The following is an 18,161-nucleotide window of genomic DNA, read 5'->3' as shown; positions in this document are numbered from 1 at the left end:
CCATGGCGTTGTGGTCAGCAAAGGGAGCTTACCCTATGTGGGTCAGGCCGCCCATGTAGGACTGCAGCGCCGCCGGGATGGCGATGCGGCCATCTTCCTGCTGGTAGTTCTCGATCACCGCCACCAGGGTGCGGCCCACCGCGAGGCCAGAGCCGTTCAGGGTGTGCAGCAGCTGCGGCTTGCCGTCGACACGCACGCGGGCCTGCATGCGGCGCGCCTGGAAGTCGGTGCAGTTGGAGACCGACGAGATCTCGCGGTAGGTGTTCTGGGCCGGCAGCCAGACTTCCAGATCGTAGGTCTTGGCGGCGCAGAAGCCCATGTCACCGGTACAGAGCGCCATCACGCGATACGGCAGCTCCAGCAGTTGCAGCACCTTCTCGGCGTGACCCACCATCTCTTCCAGCGCATCCCAGGATTTTTCCGGGTGCACCAGCTGGACCATCTCGACCTTGTCGAACTGGTGCATGCGGATGAGACCCCGGGTATCACGGCCATAAGAGCCGGCTTCGGAGCGGAAGCAGGGGCTGTGGGCGGTCATCTTGATAGGCAGTTCCTGCTCGTCGAAGATCTCGTCGCGGGCCATGTTGGTGAGCGGCACTTCGGAGGTCGGGATCAGGGAGAACTTGCGCATCTTGCCCTCGTCTTCCCCTTCGCCCTCGATACCTGTGTTGAAGAGATCCTGGGAGAACTTGGGCAGCTGGCCGGTGCCGTACAGGCTGTCCGGGTTCACCAGGTAGGGCACGTAGCATTCGGTGTAGCCGTGCTGCAGGGTGTGCAGGTCCAGCATGAACTGCGCCAGGGCGCGGTGCAGGCGGGCAATCTGACCCTTCATCACCACGAAGCGGGCACCGGAGAGCTTGACGCCGTTCTTGAAGTCCACGCCCTTGGCCGCTTCGCCGAGATCGATGTGATCGCGCACCGGGAAGCTGAACTCGCGCGGGGTGCCCCAGCGGCGAACTTCCACGTTGTCGTTCTCGTCGCGGCCCACCGGGGTGGTGTCGCTCGGCAGGTTGGGGATGGCGTCGGAGATGGCCTTGATGTCGGCCAGCAGGGCCTCCAGCTCGACCTTGCTGGTCTCCAGCTCGTCGTTGATCTTGGTCACCTCGGCCTTGAGCGGCGCCACATCTTCGCCGCGACGGGCAGCCTCACCGATGGACTTGGAGCGGGCGTTGCGCTCGGCCTGCAGCTCCTGGGTACGGGACTGCAGATCCTTGCGTTTCTCTTCCAGAGCATTGACAGCCGCTACGTCCAGCGCGTAGCCACGTGTCGCCAGACGAACGGCAGCTTCTTCGATATCGCTGCGCAGATATTTGGGATCCAGCATGGTTTACCTACTTTTTTTAATGGGATCTGGGCCTGGGTAATCCGCCCTGGCGAGAAAACAGATCCGGAAGTTAACATCGGTTGGCGCACCCCTATGTCTTCGGAATCGGGCCTTCGAAATCAAGAAGATGGTGCAAGGCCAAGACAAGCGGGGTCAGAGGGGCAGTGTAGCAGACCGCCCCCCCGCCCGAACAGGGCGTATTGCTGTCGTTTTTGCCAAGTTTGACGGCATCGGCAGCCTTATCTTCGCCGATCCGAGGGATCGCCATGCTGCCCCCTTACTTCTCTCTTTGGCGCGGGCTTTGGCGGTCCAGCTCACGCAGGTAATCGAGCTTTTGGGCGATCTGCTTCTCGAGACCCCGTTCGGTGGGCTGGTAGTAGTGCTTGCCAGCCAGTTCGGGGGGGAAGTACTCCTCGCCGGCGGCATAGGCGCCGGGTTCGTCGTGGGCGTAGCGGTACTCGGCGCCATAGCCGAGCTCGCTCATCAGCTTGGTCGGCGCGTTGCGCAGGTGCGGCGGCACCTCGAAGTCCGGCAGGTTTTTGGCGTCATTGAGCGCCGCCTTCCAGGCGGTGTAGACCGCATTGCTCTTGGGGGCGCAGGCGAGGTAGACGATGGCCTGGGCGATGGCCCGCTCCCCTTCCGCCGGACCTATGCGGTGGAAGCAGTCCCAGGCCGAGAGCGCCACCTGCATGGCGCGGGGATCGGCGTTGCCCACGTCTTCCGAGGCAATGGCCAGCAAGCGGCGGGCAATATAGAGGGGATCGCAACCGGCACTCACCATGCGGGCATACCAGTAGAGCGCCGCATCCGGCGCCGAGCCGCGAATGGACTTGTGCACCGCCGAGATGAGGTCGTAGAAGTGATCCCCGCCCTTGTCGAAGCGGGCCACGTGCTCACCCACCACGGCGGCGAGCAGGGCGCTGTCGATCACCCTCTCCCCTGCCCCATTGGCCTCGGCCATGTCGGCCAGGAGCTCCAGATAGTTGAGGGACTTGCGCCCGTCCCCATCCACGGCTTTCGCCAGCGCCACCTTCACCCCGGGGGCAAAGGTGAGGCTCGGGTCGTTGAGGCCACGGGGATCTGTCATCGCCTGATCGAGCATGGCGAGGATATCCTCCTCCTCCAGCCGCTTGAGCAGGTAGACCCGGGCCCGGGAGAGCAGTGCGTTGTTGAGTTCGAACGAGGGGTTTTCGGTGGTGGCACCGATGAAGGTGATGGTGCCGTCTTCGATGTGGGGCAGGAACACATCCTGCTGGCTCTTGTTGAAGCGGTGCACCTCGTCCACGAAGAGGATGGTGCGCACCCCGCGCCAGCTGTTCTCCTTCGCCTTGTCGATGGCGGCGCGGATCTCCTTGATGCCGGAGGTGACCGCGGAGAGCCGCTCCACCTCGGCCTGGCAGTAGTGGGCCATCAGCTCGGCCAGCGTGGTCTTGCCGGTGCCGGGCGGTCCCCACAGGATCATGGAGTGGCAGTGCCCCGCCAGGATCGCCTTGCGCAGGGGCTTGTCCGCCCCCAGGATGTGCTGCTGGCCTATGTACTGATCCAGGGTTTGCGGCCGCATCCTGGCCGCCAGCGGACGAAAGTCCGACGAGAAATCCAGCGACAAGTTGCTCATCTGTATTGACCGTTCAGTATCACGCATACCGCCATGGAAAAACGGTCCGACGCGAAATCCAATAAGAGGTTACTCATCTCTATTGACCCCCAGCGTCACGCCCGTCGCCGTTGACAGACGGGCTGACGATAAATCCAGCGACCGCCTGCTCATCAGCGCTGATCGTCCAGTGCGACCCCCTTGGGTATCTTGAACACGAACTCGTTGCCCTTGAGCACCGGCTTGCGGTTGAAGCTGCTCAAGACGAATTCGCTCCACTGCCCCTGCGCCTCTTTCACGTCGAACCGGCTGATGTTGTTCTGACGGTCGAAGGTGATGCGAAAGGAGGCAATAAGCTCGTCATTGTTGCGGCTGGTGACGGTGTAGACGTCACCCTGCTGGGTCACGTCATAGTTCTTCCAGAGCCCGACATCGTTGCCGGCGATCAGCACGAAGGGGGTGTTGAGCACCGCATCCTTCATCTTGAGGGCGGTGACCTGCTCGACGAAGGGGTCATAGACCCACACATCCTTGCCGTCCGCCACTATCAGGCTCTCGTCCGGGGCAGTGGTGTGCCAGTTGAAGCGGTTTGGGCGCTGCACCAGCAGGGTGCCGCTCGCCTTTTGCAGCTCCTTGCCCTTGCTGTCATAGACGGTCTGGGCAAACTTGGCCGAGAACAGGCTGACACCCGTCAGCTTCTGCTTGAGATCGCTGGCCGCATCGGCCCACACCTGGCTGCTGGCGAGCAACAGTACAGAACCCATCAATAATGCTTTTTTCATCGCGATTCCCGTTGAAGAGGGTCAGATAAAAGGCCATGTCCGCAGACATGGCCAGGATGATATGAAGGCTTAATCACGCACCGGGGGCGGTGCCAGCACGTCGCGCTGGCCGTTGCCCCCCGGAGAGCTGACGATGCCCTGGTTTTCCATCTGCTCGATGAGACGGGCCGCCCGGTTGTAACCAATCTTGAACTTGCGCTGCACGCTGGAGGTCGAGCCACGGCGGGATTCCACCACGAAGGCGACCGCCTCGTCGAACAGGGGATCCAGCTCCTCGTCACCCCCGCCGCCGTACTCGCCGCCACCGCCCTCGCCGTCAGACTCACCGGAGAGGATCTCCTCGATGTAGTTCGGCTCACCGCGCAGTTTCCAGTCCGCCACCACCTTGTGCACCTCGTGGTCATCGACGAAGGCGCCGTGGACCCGGGTCGGGTTGGAGGTACCGGCCGGCATGTAGAGCATGTCGCCCATACCGAGCAGGGATTCGGCGCCGCCCTGATCCAGGATGGTGCGCGAATCTATCTTGCTCGACACCTGGAAGGAGATCCGGGTCGGGATGTTGGCCTTGATGAGGCCGGTGATGACATCCACAGAGGGGCGCTGGGTCGCGAGAATGAGGTGAATGCCGGCCGCCCGCGCTTTCTGGGCGATACGGGCAATCAGCTCTTCCACCTTCTTGCCGACGATCATCATCATGTCGGCGAACTCGTCCACCACCACCACTATGTGGGGCAGCTTCTCCAGCTCAGGCGGCATCTGATCCATGGAGTCACCCGGGCGCCACAGGGGATCCCGCAGGGGCTCGCCCTCGGCGGCCGCGGCCAGCACCTTGTCGTTGTAACCCTTGAGGTTGCGCACCCCGACCGCGGACATCAGCTTGTAGCGACGCTCCATCTCGCCGACGCACCAGCGCAGGGCGTTGGCGGCGTCCTTCATGTCGGTGACCACCTCGGTCAAGAGATGAGGGATCCCTTCGTAGACAGAGAGTTCCAGCATCTTGGGGTCGATCATGATGAAGCGCAGATCGTCCGGCGTCGACTTGTAGAGCATGGAGATGATCATGGTGTTGACCCCCACCGACTTGCCCGAGCCAGTGGTACCGGCCACCAGCAGGTGAGGCATCTTGGCCAGGTTCACCACCACGGGTTCCCCTGCTATGTCCTGCCCCAGCCCCATGGTCAGCGGATTGTGGCTGCCAGAGAAGGCCTCGCAGTCCAGGGTCTCCCGCAGGTAGACGGTCTGGCGCACCCGGTTGGGCAGCTCGATGCCGACAAAGGTCTTGCCCGGGATAACCTCTACCACCCGCACGCTGCTGGCGGACAGCGAACGGGCGAGATCGCGCGACAGGTTGGTGATCTTGCTCGCCTTCATGCCCGGCGCCAGATCCAGCTCGAAGCGGGTGATGACCGGGCCCGGATAGACGCCGACCACCTTGGCCTGCACGTTGTAGTCGGCGAGTTTCGCCTCCACCAGCCGGCCCATGCGGTCCAGCTCGTCCTTGCTCATCATCTGGGTCTTGGCGGGCGGGCGGTCGAGCAGCTCTATGCTCGGCAGCGGCGCCATGGCGGGCTGGGGGCGACGCTTGGGCTTGACCGGTGCGGCCACCGCTGGCGCGCCAGCCTCCTCCCCTTCCGCCCAGGGCAGAGCGAGTTCGTCGTCCCCGTCATCGGCCAGGGCTGGCTGACGGCGGGCAGTGGCAACGGCGGCGCGCTTGGGTCTGGCCACGGGCGCCGGCTCGTCCTCTTCATCATCGAATTGCGGATCGAACTGGAAGGTGTCGTCATCGAGCTCCGGCAGCCATTCGTCAGATTTTGACTTCTGGCTCCCCTTGGTCTTGGGATTGCGCGTCCAGCTGCTATGAGGCTCGTCCTCTCCCTCGTCGAGATCCAGGGCGCCTACGCCCCCTTCCAGCAGGGGATCCGGCCCCTCAAAACGGGGCTGGCGCCAGCCGCCGGTCAGCCAGCGACCCAACGTGGTGGGGAAATGGTAGATGGCGCTGACGCTGCCGGTGCAGGTGGCACCGATCCGCTCGACTATGGTGAGCCAGGACCAGCCGGTGAACAGGGTGATGCCGGTGGCCACGAAGCAGAGCAGCATCAGGTTGGCCCCGACCCCGCCAAACAGGGGCACCACGGCGGAGGCGATCACGTCACCCACCAGGCCGCCCGCGGAGAAGTTCTGCAAGTCATTGAAGTTCATGCTGGCAATGGCCGACATGCCGAGCACCGTCAGGACGAAGCCGATGATACGCACCGACAGGGTGAGATAGTCCACCTCCAGCAGCCGGCTCGGGCGCCAGAACAGGCTCCAGCCGAGCAGCACCACCAGGGGGGGCACCAGATAGGAGAAGGCCCCGAAGGTGAACATGGTGATGTCGGCGAGCCAGGCACCGGCGCTGCCCGCCAGGTTCTTCACCTCTCCCTGCCAGGAGGTCTGGGACCAACCGGGATCGGCGGGATGGTAGGTCAACAGGGCAAGCAAGAGATAGGCAGCCATCAGGGTGATGGCGATCAAGACGGCCTCGAAGATCCGTTGCGTACCTGACAAAGGAGTAAACAGCTTTTTATCGGCCAAACTCCGGCTCCTTTCTGAAAACATGTAATGCGGGGATAGGGGGCCTAGTATCCCTGAAAAGCCCACCGATTGTCAGCCAGTGCCTGAGGGCGGGGCCATGAATACAGTAATAAGAAGAAACGAGCGGACCGGCCGCTCGTTTCTGACTATCGTGACTCGTCGTGGTGCATGCAAGTCACAGCACAATCCCGCTTATCGGGTGCTGATCACCAGACGGCTGCTCTGCTTGACCTCTTCCATCACCACATAGGTACGGGTGTCATTGACGCCGGGCAGACGCAGCAGGGTTTCCCCCAGCAGGCGGCGATAGGCCGACATGTCGCTGACGCGGGTCTTGAGCAGATAGTCGAAATCACCGGACACCAGATGGCACTCCTGGATCTCTTCGAGCACCTGAACAGCCTTGTTGAACTGTTCGAACACGTCGGGGGCGCCACGATTGAGGGTAATTTCCACGAACACCAGCAGAGACGCATCCAGATAATGAGGGTTCAGAATAGCGGCATATCCTTCGATATAGCCTTGACGCTCGAGGCGACGAACCCGTTCCAGACACGGTGTGGGACTCAGGCCAACTCGTTTGGACAACTCAACGTTCGAAATCCTGCCATCCTTTTGCAGTTCATTCAGAATGTTGCGGTCAATCCTGTCCAAATCCTTTAGCCGACTCTTAGCTTCCATCATTTAATTCCATCCTTTGGCTATTTTTTGGTAAGAATCACCAGTCATTTTATAATAATGGTCACAAATCCTGTCAATACCTGAATATACTAGGCGCAAATGTCGCTTAACATCTTGGCAACATAAACCACCAATCGATAGACGAGGGATAGCATGATTATCGGTGTACCTAAGGAAATAAAAAACCATGAATATCGCGTAGGCATGGTTCCGGCCAGTGTACGTGAACTGACAGCACGAAACCATACCGTTTTCGTCCAAAGCGGCGCAGGAAATGGCATTGGCTTCAGTGACGCAGATTATCTGGCTGCCGGAGCCGAAATTCTGGCCTCCGCGGCAGACGTTTTCGCCAAGGCGGAGATGATCGTCAAGGTCAAGGAGCCCCAGGCGGTCGAACGCGCCATGCTGCGCCCGGGCCAGACCCTCTTTACCTACCTGCACCTGGCGCCAGACCTGGCCCAGACCCGGGAGCTGGTCGATAGCGGCGCCGTCTGCATCGCCTACGAGACTGTCACCGATGGCCGTGGCGGCCTGCCCCTGCTGGCCCCCATGTCGGAAGTGGCCGGACGCATGTCTATTCAGGCCGGTGCCCAGGCGCTGGAGAAGTCCCGCGGCGGTAGCGGCGTGCTGCTCGGCGGCGTGCCCGGAGTCGAACCAGCCAAGGTGGTGATCATCGGCGGCGGTGTGGTGGGTTCCAACGCGGCCCGCATGGCCATCGGCCTGCGTGCCGACGTGACCATACTCGACAACAACATCGACACCCTGCGCCGTCTCGACAGCGAGTTCCAGGGGGCGGCCAAGGTGGTCTACTCCAATCGCGAGACCCTGGAGCGCCACCTGCTGGCGGCGGATCTGGTCATCGGCGGCGTGCTGGTGCCGGGCGCCACTGCGCCAAAACTTGTCAGCCGTGACCACATTGCGCGCATGAAGCCGGGCTCCGCCATCGTGGACGTGGCCATCGATCAGGGCGGCTGCGTCGAGACTTCTCACGCCACCACCCACGAGGATCCCACCTTCATCGTCGACGAGGTGGTGCACTACTGCGTGGCCAACATGCCTGGCGCCGTGGCCCGCACTTCCACCGTGGCCCTCAACAACGCCACCCTGCCCTTCATCATCAAGCTGGCGGAACAGGGCTATCGCGGTGCACTGCTCGGCGATCCCCACCTGCTACACGGCCTGAACGTGATGGCGGGCAAGATCACCTGCAAGGAGGTCGCCGTGGCGCACAACCTGGCCTACACGGATCCCCTGACCCTGCTGAACTGATCCCGCCCCCGCCAGGGAGCGTCGATGAGTGAAAATCCGCCCGCGATGGGCGGTTTTTTTATGGCTCAAATCCAGCCATCCTTTCCTCTCTTTGGCGATTGCCACAATCGATGCCCTGGCCTTTGACCCCGGATCACGAATTACCTACAATCGCGCAAACTCATCACGTCTCGGAAATCACATCATGAGCCAAGTCACTCATAGCAAACTGCTGATCCTGGGCTCCGGCCCGGCGGGTTATACCGCCGCCGTCTACGCCGCCCGCGCCAACCTCAATCCCCTGCTCATCACCGGCATGCAGCAAGGTGGTCAGCTGACCACCACCACAGAGGTGGAAAACTGGCCAGGGGACGCGGAAGGGCTGACCGGCCCGGCCCTGATGGAGCGCATGAAAGAGCATGCGGAAAAATTCGATACCCGCATCCTGTTTGATCACATCAATGAAGTGGAGCTGACCCAGCGCCCCTTCCGCCTCAAGGGTGACAACGGTGAATACAGCTGCGACGCGCTGATCATTGCCACCGGCGCCTCCGCCAAGTATCTGGGACTGCCTTCCGAGGAGTCCTTCAAGGGCCGTGGCGTCTCCGCCTGTGCCACCTGTGACGGCTTCTTCTATCGCAACCAGGAAGTGGCCGTGGTCGGCGGCGGCAACACCGCCGTGGAAGAGGCGCTCTATCTGGCCAACATCGCCAAGAAGGTGCACCTGATCCACCGCCGCGACGAGTTCCGCGCCGAGAAGATCCTGATCAAGCGCCTCAATGACAAGGTCGAGAGCGGCAACATAGTGCTGCACACTCACCAGACCCTGGACGAGGTGCTGGGTGACAACATGGGCGTGACCGGCGTTCGCCTGCGCAGCACCCGGGACGACACCACCTCCGAGCTGCCGCTGATGGGGGTCTTCATCGCCATCGGTCACCAGCCCAACACCCAGATCTTCGAAGGCCAGCTGGCGATGGAAAACGGCTACCTCAAGGTGCGGGGCGGCCTGGAAGGGTTCGCGACCCAGACCAGCATCCCGGGTGTGTTTGCCGCCGGCGACGTGGCCGACCACGTTTACCGTCAGGCGATCACCTCAGCCGGTACCGGCTGCATGGCGGCGCTGGATGCCGAGCGATATCTGGACGCACAATAAGCACAAGGATATAAAGGGCATGCCAAGTGGCATGCCCTTTTCTTTTAAGGAGCCGGATGAAACGGAAAATTTTGATTGTGGAGGACAGCCTGACGGTGCGCCGCATGTTGACCCAGGCCATTGCGCAACAAACCGGGCTGGAGATAGATGCGTTCGATACCCTGGAGGGTGCCCGTGACTGCCAGGGCGAAGAGTACGTGGTCGCCCTGGTGGATCTCACCCTGCCGGATGCCCCGAGCGGAGAAGCCGTCAACGTGCTGCTGGCGCGAGGGTTGCCCGTGGTGATCCTCACCGCCGACATCAGCGAGGAGAAACGGGAAGCCTGGCTGGAGGCCGGAGTGCTGGATTACGTGATGAAGGATTCACGCCACTCCCTGCAATACGCCGTCAGCCTGGTGCACCGCCTCTACCTCAACCAGGCCATTGAGGTGCTGGTGGTCGATGATTCGCGCACCTCCCGTCATCGCACCGCTGCCCAATTGCGCAAGCAGCTGCTGCTGGTGCACGAGGCAACCTGCGCCCGGGATGCCCTGGCCCTGCTCGAACAATACCCTGCCATTCGTCTGATGCTGGTGGATTACTATATGCCGGAGATAGACGGCATCAGCCTGGTGCGGATGCTGCGGGAGCGCTACAGCAAGCAGCAGCTCGCCATCATCGGCATCTCGGTGTCGGACAAGCACGGCCTCTCTGCCCGCTACCTCAAGCAGGGGGCGAACGATTTTCTCAACCAGCCGTTCGAGCCCGAGGAGCTGCAGTGCCGGGTCAGCCACAATCTGGAGGCCCTTGAGCAGTTCAACAGCATCCAGGAGTCGGCCAATCGCGACTACCTGACCGGGCTCTACAACCGGCGCTACTGGTTCAACGAGGGGCAGAAGTGGTTCGAGGAGCATCAGCGTCAGCAGGCGCAGCTCGCCCTGTGCGTGCTCGATGTGGATCATTTCAAGCAGGTCAACGATCACTGGGGGCACGCCATCGGCGATGAGCTGCTCTGCCACCTGACCCGGCTGCTCACCCAGTTCTTCCCGGATGCCATGATAGCCCGCTTCGGCGGCGAGGAGTTTGCCCTGATGGTGCCCCATTGCCCGGTGCCCGTGCTGCTCAAGCGGCTGGAAGGGTTGCGGCAACAGCTGCGTCAGCAGCCGCTGTCACGGGAAGTGCCGCTGTTTGTGCGCGCCAGCTTTGGCGTCATCAATGTCGGGCGGCTCTCCATGGACGAGGCGCTCTGCGAGGCAGATCGCCAGCTGTATCAGGCAAAGAACACGGGTCGTGACAAGATAGTCTCCCAGGACGCCTGAGCACGTCTCGAGTGAGACGCTCCGTGTAGTACCGCCCGGCGCCCTTTGCGGCCGCCGGGTTATTCCTTCTCCTCACGCCATCCCTGCCGCCCACGGGTTTCCTCAATAGGTCTTGTCGACCCGCACCCCATCGCTGAAATAGAGGATGCGCACCTTGTCTCCGCTCGCAAACACCATGGCCGGATCGTAATCCTGGATCACGTTAATAAGCCCGTCCTGCTCATTGCGGATCAAGAGTTCCACCAGCTTGTTCTCCACCACGCTGCCACCAGACTGATAGTGCTGCACCGCGGCCGCTCCCGCCAATGCCCCCACGGCGGTGGCTATCTCCCGCCCATGACCGCCGCCAAACTGGTTGCCAAGCAGCCCCCCCAGCACGGCGCCCCCCAGGGTTTTCCAGCCGGTATGCTCGGACTCCAACACCTGGCGCTGGGTGATGTTGCGCACCGTGTCCACCTGGCCAAACACCACCTGATCCACGGGGCGCGCCGTGTTGCGCTCATAGGGTGCAGCCCAGGCGGGCGCCGTGACAAAGCCGAGCAAGCTGGATACTATCAGGATAATGGCCTTCATCTGTGAACCTCTGTCTTATGTCTCGCTATCTCACCGAACTGGATGATGAGCTGTGCTGGTTTCCCTCCCCCAGCCATGCGCTGGAAGAGCCCAACGGCCTGCTGGCGATTGGGGGAGATCTCTCTCCTGCTCGATTGCTGGCAGCTTATCACAGCGGGATCTTTCCGTGGAATGAGCCACACCAGCCGCTGCTGTGGTGGTCGCCGGATCCCAGGGGGGTGATAGTGCCCGATGAACTACACATAGGGCGCAGCCTGCAGAAGTGTCTGCGCCGCACCCCCTTCGACATTACCATCGATAGTGCCTTCGATGAGGTGATAGCGGCCTGCGCCGCCCCCCGTCGCAGCGCCAGCGGCACCTGGATAAGCGCCCCCATGATCGACGCCTATCGGCAGTTGCACCGCCTGGGCCATGCCCACTCCGTCGAGATCTGGCAGGATGGTAAGTTGCAGGCGGGGCTCTATGGCCTCTCCCTTGGCCGCCTCTTCTGCGGGGAATCCATGTTCAGCCGCATCGATAACGGCGCCAAACTGGCCATGGTGGCGCTCTGTCGTCACTTTTCACGCCATGGGGGGGCCCTCATCGACTGCCAGATGCAGAACGACTTCCTGGCCACCCTGGGAGTCCAGGAGTGGCCAAGAAGCCGGTTTCTGACCACATTGGCGAGCCTGATCAGGCAACCACTGCAGGACTGTTGCTGGCAGCAGAGGAGAATCAGCCTATGACAGAAGAAGTGATCCTCAAGGTAGGCCTGACCCCCAGACACCCGTGCAGCTACCTTGGCCATGAGCAGGAGCAGTTGCTGGTACTGATGGATCATGAGCTGCTCAATGCGGCCGGTTACGAGCGACTGCTGACAGCGGGATTCAGACGCAGTGGCAACGACATCTACCGCCCCCATTGCCCGGCCTGCAGCGCCTGCCAGTCACTGCGCATCCACAGCGAGCGTTTCGTGCCGAACCGTAGCCAGAAACGCGTTCGTCAGCTGAACCGGGATCTCGAGCTGGTGCTGAGTTACGACGACAAACCCGAGTATTACCAGCTCTATGAGCGCTACATCCGCGAGCGCCACCACGATGGCAGCATGTACCCGCCGAGCCGGACCCAGTACAAGGGATTCCTGCACTGCGACTGGATGCCACCGCTCTACATGGAGATACGCAAGGAGGGACGCCTCATCGGGGTGGCCACCACGGACCTGCTCCCCCACTCCATGAGCGCCATGTATACCTTCTTCGATCCGGACTATGCCGACCGCTCGCTGGGCACCTTTGCCATTCTGAGCCAGTTGGAACTAGCCAGGCGCACGGGTCGCAGCTGGCTGTATCTTGGCTATCTGGTGGAGGCGTGCCGCAAGATGAATTACAAACGCCAATACCTGCCCCACGAGCTGCTGGTGCAGGGAGAATGGAAAAATATCGACACCAAGCCCGAGTAAACTTTACACATAGCCTTAAATCCGGCATGATCCAGCGGTTTTTTGTTGTGGCTTATCAAGAGGATTCAATGGCTAAAGAAGACAGTATTGAGATGCAGGGTACCATTCTCGAAACCTTGCCCAATACCATGTTCCGTGTGGAACTGGAAAATGGTCACGTGGTTATCGCTCATATTTCCGGCAAGATGCGCAAAAACTACATCCGTATCCTGACTGGGGACAAAGTAACGGTGGCTCTGACTCCGTACGATCTCTCCAAGGGACGTATTGTTTTCCGCTCTCGCTAAGCCAGGAATTCAGCAAAAAACCCCAGCCTCTCGGCTGGGGTTTTTTGTCGTTTCTGGCCTCAATCACCTTTAGTGAGAGACAGCTTCAACATTGACCTGGAAGTCAAAGCTGAGGCTGTTATTCACCAGCTCCACTCTCACCACTCCGCCATCGACCAGTGAGCCGAACAGGATCTCATTGGCCAGCGGTTTCTTGAGGTGCTCCTGAATGACCCGTCCCATGGGTCTTGCACCCATTGCCCGATCATAACCCTTCTCGGCCAACCAGTGGCGCGCCTCTTCAGATACCTCCAGTGACACCCCTTTGGCATCCAGCTGTACCTGCAGCTCGACGATGAACTTGTCGACGACCTGATGGATCACCGTCATGTCCAGATGGTTGAACCAGATGGTGTGATCGAGCCGGTTGCGGAACTCCGGACTGAAGGTCTTGTTGATCACCGCCATGGCGTCGTGGCTCATGTCCTGCTGCTGGAAGCCAATGGACTTGCGCTGGGTCTCCTGCACGCCCGCGTTGGTGGTCATCACCAGGATCACGTTGCGAAAATCGGCCTTGCGTCCGTTGTTGTCCGTCAGGGTGCCGTTGTCCATCACTTGCAGCAACAAGTTGAAGACATCCGGGTGTGCCTTCTCGATCTCGTCCAGCAGCACCACCGAATGGGGATGCTTGAGCACCGAGTCGGTCAGCAAGCCGCCCTGCTCGAAGCCCACATAACCGGGAGGTGCCCCAATCAGCCGGGAAACGGTATGGCGCTCCATGTACTCGGACATGTCAAAGCGAAGCACCTCGACCCCGAGCGCCTTGCCGAGCTGCTGGGTGACTTCGGTCTTGCCCACACCGGTCGGGCCGGCAAACAGGAAGCAGCCCACAGGGCGACGCTCGTTGCCAAGACCGGAGCGTGACAGCCGGATGGCATCGGTCAATACGGTAATGGCCTTGTCCTGGCCGAACACCACCATCTTGAGATTGCGCTCCAGGTTCTTCAGCACCTCCTTGTCGGAAGAGGAGACTGATTTCTCCGGGATGCGGGCAATCTTCGCGACTATGGCCTCGATCTCCGGCACATTGATCACTTTTTTACGCTTGCTGACCGGCAACAAACGCTGCCCCGCCCCCGCCTCGTCGATCACGTCGATGGCCTTGTCCGGCAGGTGGCGGTCATTGATGTACTTGGCGGAGAGCTCGACCGCGGCACGGATGGCCTTGACGGTGTAACGCACGCCATGGTGCGCCTCATAGCGGCTCTTGAGCCCCATCAGGATTCGGGTTGTGTCATCTATGCTCGGCTCGACGATGTCGATCTTCTGGAAGCGGCGCGCCAGAGCCCGATCTTTTTCAAAAATCTGGGAGTATTCCTGATAGGTGGTGGATCCCACGCAGCGCAGCAGGCCATTGGAGAGCAGCGGCTTGATGAGGTTGGCCGCATCCAGCTGGCCGCCGGAGGCTGCGCCCGCCCCAATGATGGTGTGGATCTCGTCGATGAAGAGGATGGCCCCTTCCTGACGCTCGATCTGCTTGAGCAGCACCTTGAGGCGCTTCTCGAAGTCACCGCGGTACTTGGTGCCTGCCAGCAGGGAGCCCATGTCCAGAGAATATATAGTGCTGTTTGCTATCACCTCGGGCACGTCACCCTTGACGATGCGATAGGCGAGCCCCTCTGCGATGGCCGTCTTGCCCACACCGGCTTCCCCCACCAGCAAGGGATTATTCTTGCGGCGACGGCAGAGCACCTGGATGGTGCGACTCAGCTCCTGATCGCGACCGATCAGCGGGTCGATGCGCCCCTCCAGCACCAGCTGGTTGAGGTTGGTGGCAAAGCTCTCGATCTGGGCGGAGGAGACCTCATCATCAGACTCGGCATTGTTGCCGCCACTCTCGGGCTTGCTGTCTTTGCGCACCCCGTGGGAGAGGAAGTTCACCACATCCAGCCGGCTTATCTCGGCTTTCTTCAGGAAGTAAGCGGCCTGGGACTCCTGCTCGCTGAAGATGGCGACCAGCACGTTGGCACCGCTCACCTCGGTATTGCCCGACGACTGGACATGGAACACGGCACGTTGCAGCACGCGCTGGAAGCCAAGGGTCGGTTGGGTTTCTCTGTCTTCGTCATCGCGGGGGATGAGCGGGGTCGTTTGATTGATGAATGCGCGAATTTCCTTGCGCATCTGCTCCACATCCGCACCACACGAACTCAGCGCCTCATGGGCTGAGCTGTTATCCAGCAGGGCTAACAACAGGTGCTCGACGGTCATGAATTCGTGGCGCTCGTCACGGGCCAGTTTGAAAGCCTCGTTCAGCGTCTTTTCTAGATCTTTGTTCAACATAGGCACCTCCCCTCAGTACAGCAACAATGCGGTGTCGTTATCGCCATCAAGTCATCAGATTCAAGCCTTTTCCATGGTACATAGCAGTGGATGTTCGTTGTTACGTGAATAGGTGTTGACCTGGACCACTTTGGTCTCGGCAATCTCGGCGGTAAAAGTGCCGCAGACTCCCTTACCACTATAATGCACGCTCAGCATGACCTGAGTGGCCTTCTCCAGATCCATACCAAAGAACCTCTGCAGCACCTCCACCACGAACTCCATCGGTGTGTAGTCATCGTTGTTCAAGACGACCTTGTACATGGGTGGCGGTTGCAGCTTCGTTTTCTCTGCTTCTGCAATCTCTTCATTAGCAAAGAGTTCTTTCTGCTTGCTCATAGTTGCGCTTTGGTACCTCTAGATTACTACCGTCTCGCTCAAGATTGTCAATAGACTTGTTAACCAGATCACATCGGTTGTTAACAACTTCTTGACTCGCTTAAAAGTTGGACTAGATTGGTTACTTGCTAATCGGCGCCCGTCTGCTACGGGGTGATGCTCTAGTTATATAAGGCTGGCGCAGGTTACTCAACGACTTCAGGGTAATCAATAAAAGGATGTAGATGTATGGCAACCGGAACAGTCAAGTGGTTCAACAACGCAAAAGGATTTGGGTTTATCTGTCCGGAAGGCGGTGGTGAAGACATCTTCGCTCACTACTCCACGATTCAAATGGAAGGTTACAAGACCCTCAAAGCGGGTCAGGCAGTCAACTTTGAACTGCAGCAGGGGCCGAAAGGAAATCACGCCTCTGTCATCGTGCCAAACGAAGCACAGAACATGTAAGAGTCAAACTGGATAAATCGAAAAACGGCATCCCGTAAGGATGCCGTTTTTTTATGTCGCTCGGTGTGTCGGCACAATAAGAAAGGCCAGGCCTTCCTTATTGTGTGCTCAAGCGAGCTATCCCTGTCAGCGCGCCAGCAGGATGTTGAGCATGCGGCGCAGCGGCTCGGCGGCGCCCCACAGCAGCTGGTCACCCACGGTGAAGGCCGCCAGGTATTCCGGGCCCATGTTGAGCTTGCGCAGACGGCCGACCGGGATGCTGAGGGTGCCGGTGACGGCGGCCGGGGTCAGCTCGCGGGCGGTGATGTCGCGATCGTTCGGGATCACCTTGACCCAGTCGTTGTGAGCAGCCAGCAGGGCCTCGATTTCGGGGAGCGGCACATCCTTCTTCAGCTTGATGGTGAACGCCTGGCTGTGGCAGCGCAGGGCGCCGATCCGCACGCAGAGACCATCCACCGGAATGGCGGCGTCTTCAATACCGAGGATCTTGTTGGTCTCGGCTTGGCCCTTCCACTCTTCGCGGCTCTGACCGTTGTCGAGCTTGGTATCGATCCAGGGGATGAGGCCACCGGCCAGCGGCACGCCGAAGTTGTCCACCGGCAGGGTGCCGGAGCGGGTCTTCTCGGTGATCTTGCGCTCGATGTCGAGGATGGCAGAGGCGGGATCCGCCAGCTCTACCGCCACTTCGTCGCGCAGCAGCCCCATCTGGGTGACCAGCTCGCGCATGTGGCGCGCGCCACCGCCCGATGCGGCCTGATAGGTGGCCACGCTCACCCACTCCACCAGATCGGCCTTGAACAGGCCACCCAGGGCCAGCAGCATCAGGCTAACGGTGCAGTTGCCGCCCACGAAGGTCTTGATCCCCCTGTCCAGCGCCTCGTCGATCACGTCGCCGTTGACCGGATCCAGGATGATGACGGCGTCTTTTTCCATCCGCAGGGAGGAGGCAGCATCAATCCAGTAACCCTGCCAGCCGGAGGCCAGCAGACGGGGGTAGACATCCTTGGTGTAGTCGCCACCCTGAGCCGTGATGATGATCTCCTGCGCGGCCAGCGCCTCGATATCGAAGGCGTCCTGCAGGGTGCCGGCATCGACGCCGAAATTGGGGGCGGCCTCACCGGCCTGGGAGGTGGTGAAGAAGGTGGGTTGAATGCGGGCAAAATCCTTCTCTTCCTGCATCCGGCTCATCAGTACCGAACCCACCATGCCACGCCAACCGACCAAACCTACTTTTTTCATAATGTCCTACCCTGGATAGCTGCTGTAAAAATGAAGTCTCATATGCCGTGATCCCTTGCCGGACACGGGCCCGTTCACAAATTGGCCACAAGCATGATGTGTAATTAATGCGTCTGTCCACATTACGGATTGTGGCGACGGGCGCAAGTCGAATTGCGCAATATTCTGTGTCGTTTGCCGCAATAACCATGGGTTCCGGGCTACCGCGCCTGGCGGACTCCACATCGGTCAGGCATCATGATGCCCGACTGGCAACCACTGCCCCCTGGGGACGACCCCAAGGCCTTCTTGACTCGCAGGGACGACCCTGCCCCGCGTGGAATACTCATATGCCCTGGTTACTCCTGCTACTGGCCGGCCTGTTCGAGGTCGCCTGGGCCATCGGCCTCAAGTACACCGACGGTTTCAGCCGTCCCCTCCCCACCCTGCTGACCCTATCTGCCATGGGGGTGAGCGTGCTGTTGCTCGCCATGGCGGTCAAGCAACTGCCCCTTGGCACCGCCTACGCGGTCTGGACCGGCATAGGCGCGGTCGGCACAGTGTTGATGGGGATCTGGCTGTTCAACGAGCCGGCCACCCTGGCCCGGGTGCTTTGCCTGCTGCTGATCATCGGCGGTATTCTGGGGCTCAAGTTGATCGGCTGATAACGAGATGGAGGCGTAGTTCCACGACGCCCCGGTAGCGCGTATAAAAAATGGCCACCCAGGGTCTGTCTCTTATACAAAAATCCCCAAGCATCGCTTGGGGATTTTTTTGAACTTATCTCCCATTGCGTGATCTGAACCTTTCATCACTCTCCCTCTGGTTCTAACATGCCCTT

The 18,161-nt window shown here is 60.6% G+C and carries 17 protein-coding genes; 8 read left to right on the top strand and 9 right to left on the bottom strand.

What is annotated here, in order from left to right:
- Nucleotides 1–28: 28 nt before the first annotated feature.
- From serS to lrp, 5 genes are all read right to left on the bottom strand, one after another.
- A complete protein-coding gene (gene serS, locus ACB030_RS17120; RefSeq protein ID WP_371161451.1) occupies nucleotides 29–1,324 on the bottom strand; it encodes a serine--tRNA ligase in 1,296 nt (431 codons plus the stop codon).
- 277 nt (nucleotides 1,325–1,601) lie between these two features.
- The gene (locus ACB030_RS17115) at nucleotides 1,602–2,939 is read right to left on the bottom strand and encodes a replication-associated recombination protein A (protein ID WP_371161449.1); all 1,338 of its coding nucleotides are present in this window, start codon (nucleotides 2,937–2,939) and stop codon (nucleotides 1,602–1,604) included.
- Nucleotides 2,940–3,091: 152 nt separating this feature from the next.
- On the bottom strand, nucleotides 3,092–3,700 hold the full coding sequence (gene lolA / locus ACB030_RS17110) for an outer membrane lipoprotein chaperone LolA (protein ID WP_371161447.1): 609 nt from the start codon (nucleotides 3,698–3,700) through the stop codon (nucleotides 3,092–3,094).
- A gap of 69 nt (nucleotides 3,701–3,769) precedes the next feature.
- Entirely contained in the window at nucleotides 3,770–6,274 is a 2,505-nt protein-coding gene (locus ACB030_RS17105) for a DNA translocase FtsK 4TM domain-containing protein (protein ID WP_371161445.1), read from the bottom strand.
- Nucleotides 6,275–6,466: 192 nt separating this feature from the next.
- Nucleotides 6,467–6,958, bottom strand: a complete 492-nt coding sequence (lrp, locus tag ACB030_RS17100; protein ID WP_005300047.1) for a leucine-responsive transcriptional regulator Lrp — start codon at nucleotides 6,956–6,958, stop codon at nucleotides 6,467–6,469.
- A gap of 150 nt (nucleotides 6,959–7,108) precedes the next feature.
- On the opposite strand from lrp, the gene ald reads away from it, so the two are divergent.
- The 3 genes from ald to ACB030_RS17085 all read left to right on the top strand — a co-directional run bounded on the left by ald (nucleotide 7,109) and on the right by ACB030_RS17085 (nucleotide 10,657).
- Nucleotides 7,109–8,224, top strand: a complete 1,116-nt coding sequence (gene ald / locus ACB030_RS17095) for an alanine dehydrogenase (RefSeq protein ID WP_205641603.1) — start codon at nucleotides 7,109–7,111, stop codon at nucleotides 8,222–8,224.
- A gap of 184 nt (nucleotides 8,225–8,408) precedes the next feature.
- Nucleotides 8,409–9,359: a thioredoxin-disulfide reductase gene (gene trxB, locus ACB030_RS17090; protein WP_025326760.1), complete on the top strand. Its 951-nt coding sequence runs from the start codon at nucleotides 8,409–8,411 to the stop codon at nucleotides 9,357–9,359.
- A gap of 56 nt (nucleotides 9,360–9,415) precedes the next feature.
- Complete coding sequence (locus ACB030_RS17085; RefSeq protein ID WP_319913750.1) at nucleotides 9,416–10,657, top strand: diguanylate cyclase; 1,242 nt, start codon at nucleotides 9,416–9,418, stop codon at nucleotides 10,655–10,657.
- Nucleotides 10,658–10,759: 102 nt separating this feature from the next.
- Here ACB030_RS17085 and ACB030_RS17080 read toward each other — a convergent pair whose 3' ends face one another.
- Nucleotides 10,760–11,230, bottom strand: coding sequence for a glycine zipper 2TM domain-containing protein (locus ACB030_RS17080; RefSeq protein WP_005325399.1), 471 nt, complete (start codon nucleotides 11,228–11,230; stop codon nucleotides 10,760–10,762).
- Nucleotides 11,231–11,247: 17 nt separating this feature from the next.
- Between ACB030_RS17080 and aat the strand changes: the two genes are divergently transcribed.
- The 3 genes from aat to infA all read left to right on the top strand — a co-directional run bounded on the left by aat (nucleotide 11,248) and on the right by infA (nucleotide 12,955).
- Complete coding sequence (aat, locus tag ACB030_RS17075) at nucleotides 11,248–11,955, top strand: leucyl/phenylalanyl-tRNA--protein transferase (protein WP_371161441.1); 708 nt, start codon at nucleotides 11,248–11,250, stop codon at nucleotides 11,953–11,955.
- Entirely contained in the window at nucleotides 11,952–12,668 is a 717-nt protein-coding gene (locus tag ACB030_RS17070; protein WP_139435447.1) for an arginyltransferase, read from the top strand. The genes aat and ACB030_RS17070 overlap by 4 nt, the downstream gene beginning before the upstream one ends.
- Nucleotides 12,669–12,736: 68 nt before the next feature.
- On the top strand, nucleotides 12,737–12,955 hold the full coding sequence (infA, locus tag ACB030_RS17065; protein WP_005300033.1) for a translation initiation factor IF-1: 219 nt from the start codon (nucleotides 12,737–12,739) through the stop codon (nucleotides 12,953–12,955).
- A gap of 69 nt (nucleotides 12,956–13,024) precedes the next feature.
- Here infA and clpA read toward each other — a convergent pair whose 3' ends face one another.
- Both clpA and clpS read right to left on the bottom strand, forming a co-directional pair.
- Nucleotides 13,025–15,277: an ATP-dependent Clp protease ATP-binding subunit ClpA gene (gene clpA / locus ACB030_RS17060; RefSeq protein ID WP_106886978.1), complete on the bottom strand. Its 2,253-nt coding sequence runs from the start codon at nucleotides 15,275–15,277 to the stop codon at nucleotides 13,025–13,027.
- Nucleotides 15,278–15,337: 60 nt separating this feature from the next.
- Entirely contained in the window at nucleotides 15,338–15,655 is a 318-nt protein-coding gene (gene clpS, locus ACB030_RS17055) for an ATP-dependent Clp protease adapter ClpS (RefSeq protein ID WP_005325410.1), read from the bottom strand.
- Between the two features lie 228 nt (nucleotides 15,656–15,883).
- On the opposite strand from clpS, the gene cspD reads away from it, so the two are divergent.
- Complete coding sequence (gene cspD, locus ACB030_RS17050; RefSeq protein ID WP_005300025.1) at nucleotides 15,884–16,102, top strand: cold shock-like protein CspD; 219 nt, start codon at nucleotides 15,884–15,886, stop codon at nucleotides 16,100–16,102.
- A 126-nt stretch (nucleotides 16,103–16,228) separates the two neighbouring features.
- Here cspD and asd read toward each other — a convergent pair whose 3' ends face one another.
- Nucleotides 16,229–17,341: an aspartate-semialdehyde dehydrogenase gene (gene asd / locus ACB030_RS17045; RefSeq protein WP_371161438.1), complete on the bottom strand. Its 1,113-nt coding sequence runs from the start codon at nucleotides 17,339–17,341 to the stop codon at nucleotides 16,229–16,231.
- A gap of 329 nt (nucleotides 17,342–17,670) precedes the next feature.
- Here asd and sugE point away from each other — a divergent pair, with 329 nt between their 5' ends.
- Nucleotides 17,671–17,985, top strand: a complete 315-nt coding sequence (sugE, locus tag ACB030_RS17040) for a quaternary ammonium compound efflux SMR transporter SugE (RefSeq protein WP_043132113.1) — start codon at nucleotides 17,671–17,673, stop codon at nucleotides 17,983–17,985.
- Nucleotides 17,986–18,161 lie beyond the last annotated feature (176 nt).

This window comes from Aeromonas sp. S16(2024), assembly GCF_041403065.1.
GTDB lineage: Bacteria > Pseudomonadota > Gammaproteobacteria > Enterobacterales > Aeromonadaceae > Aeromonas.
Note: the sequence above shows the minus strand (reverse complement) of the source record. Positions and strands in the feature narration are given on the sequence as shown.

Bases quoted from the DNA above. Each gene is read 5' to 3' on its own strand.
- serS (WP_371161451.1), bottom strand. From the start codon at position 1,324: ATGCTGGATCCCAAATATCTGCGCAGCGATATCGAAGAAGCTGCCGTT.
- ACB030_RS17115 (WP_371161449.1), bottom strand. From the start codon at position 2,939: ATGAGCAACTTGTCGCTGGATTTCTCGTCGGACTTTCGTCCGCTGGCG.
- lolA (WP_371161447.1), bottom strand. From the start codon at position 3,700: ATGAAAAAAGCATTATTGATGGGTTCTGTACTGTTGCTCGCCAGCAGC.
- lrp (WP_005300047.1), bottom strand. From the start codon at position 6,958: ATGATGGAAGCTAAGAGTCGGCTAAAGGATTTGGACAGGATTGACCGC.
- ald (WP_205641603.1), top strand. From the start codon at position 7,109: ATGATTATCGGTGTACCTAAGGAAATAAAAAACCATGAATATCGCGTA.
- trxB (WP_025326760.1), top strand. From the start codon at position 8,409: ATGAGCCAAGTCACTCATAGCAAACTGCTGATCCTGGGCTCCGGCCCG.
- ACB030_RS17085 (WP_319913750.1), top strand. From the start codon at position 9,416: ATGAAACGGAAAATTTTGATTGTGGAGGACAGCCTGACGGTGCGCCGC.
- ACB030_RS17080 (WP_005325399.1), bottom strand. From the start codon at position 11,230: ATGAAGGCCATTATCCTGATAGTATCCAGCTTGCTCGGCTTTGTCACG.
- aat (WP_371161441.1), top strand. From the start codon at position 11,248: ATGTCTCGCTATCTCACCGAACTGGATGATGAGCTGTGCTGGTTTCCC.
- ACB030_RS17070 (WP_139435447.1), top strand. From the start codon at position 11,952: ATGACAGAAGAAGTGATCCTCAAGGTAGGCCTGACCCCCAGACACCCG.
- infA (WP_005300033.1), top strand. From the start codon at position 12,737: ATGGCTAAAGAAGACAGTATTGAGATGCAGGGTACCATTCTCGAAACC.
- clpA (WP_106886978.1), bottom strand. From the start codon at position 15,277: ATGTTGAACAAAGATCTAGAAAAGACGCTGAACGAGGCTTTCAAACTG.
- clpS (WP_005325410.1), bottom strand. From the start codon at position 15,655: ATGAGCAAGCAGAAAGAACTCTTTGCTAATGAAGAGATTGCAGAAGCA.
- cspD (WP_005300025.1), top strand. From the start codon at position 15,884: ATGGCAACCGGAACAGTCAAGTGGTTCAACAACGCAAAAGGATTTGGG.
- asd (WP_371161438.1), bottom strand. From the start codon at position 17,341: ATGAAAAAAGTAGGTTTGGTCGGTTGGCGTGGCATGGTGGGTTCGGTA.
- sugE (WP_043132113.1), top strand. From the start codon at position 17,671: ATGCCCTGGTTACTCCTGCTACTGGCCGGCCTGTTCGAGGTCGCCTGG.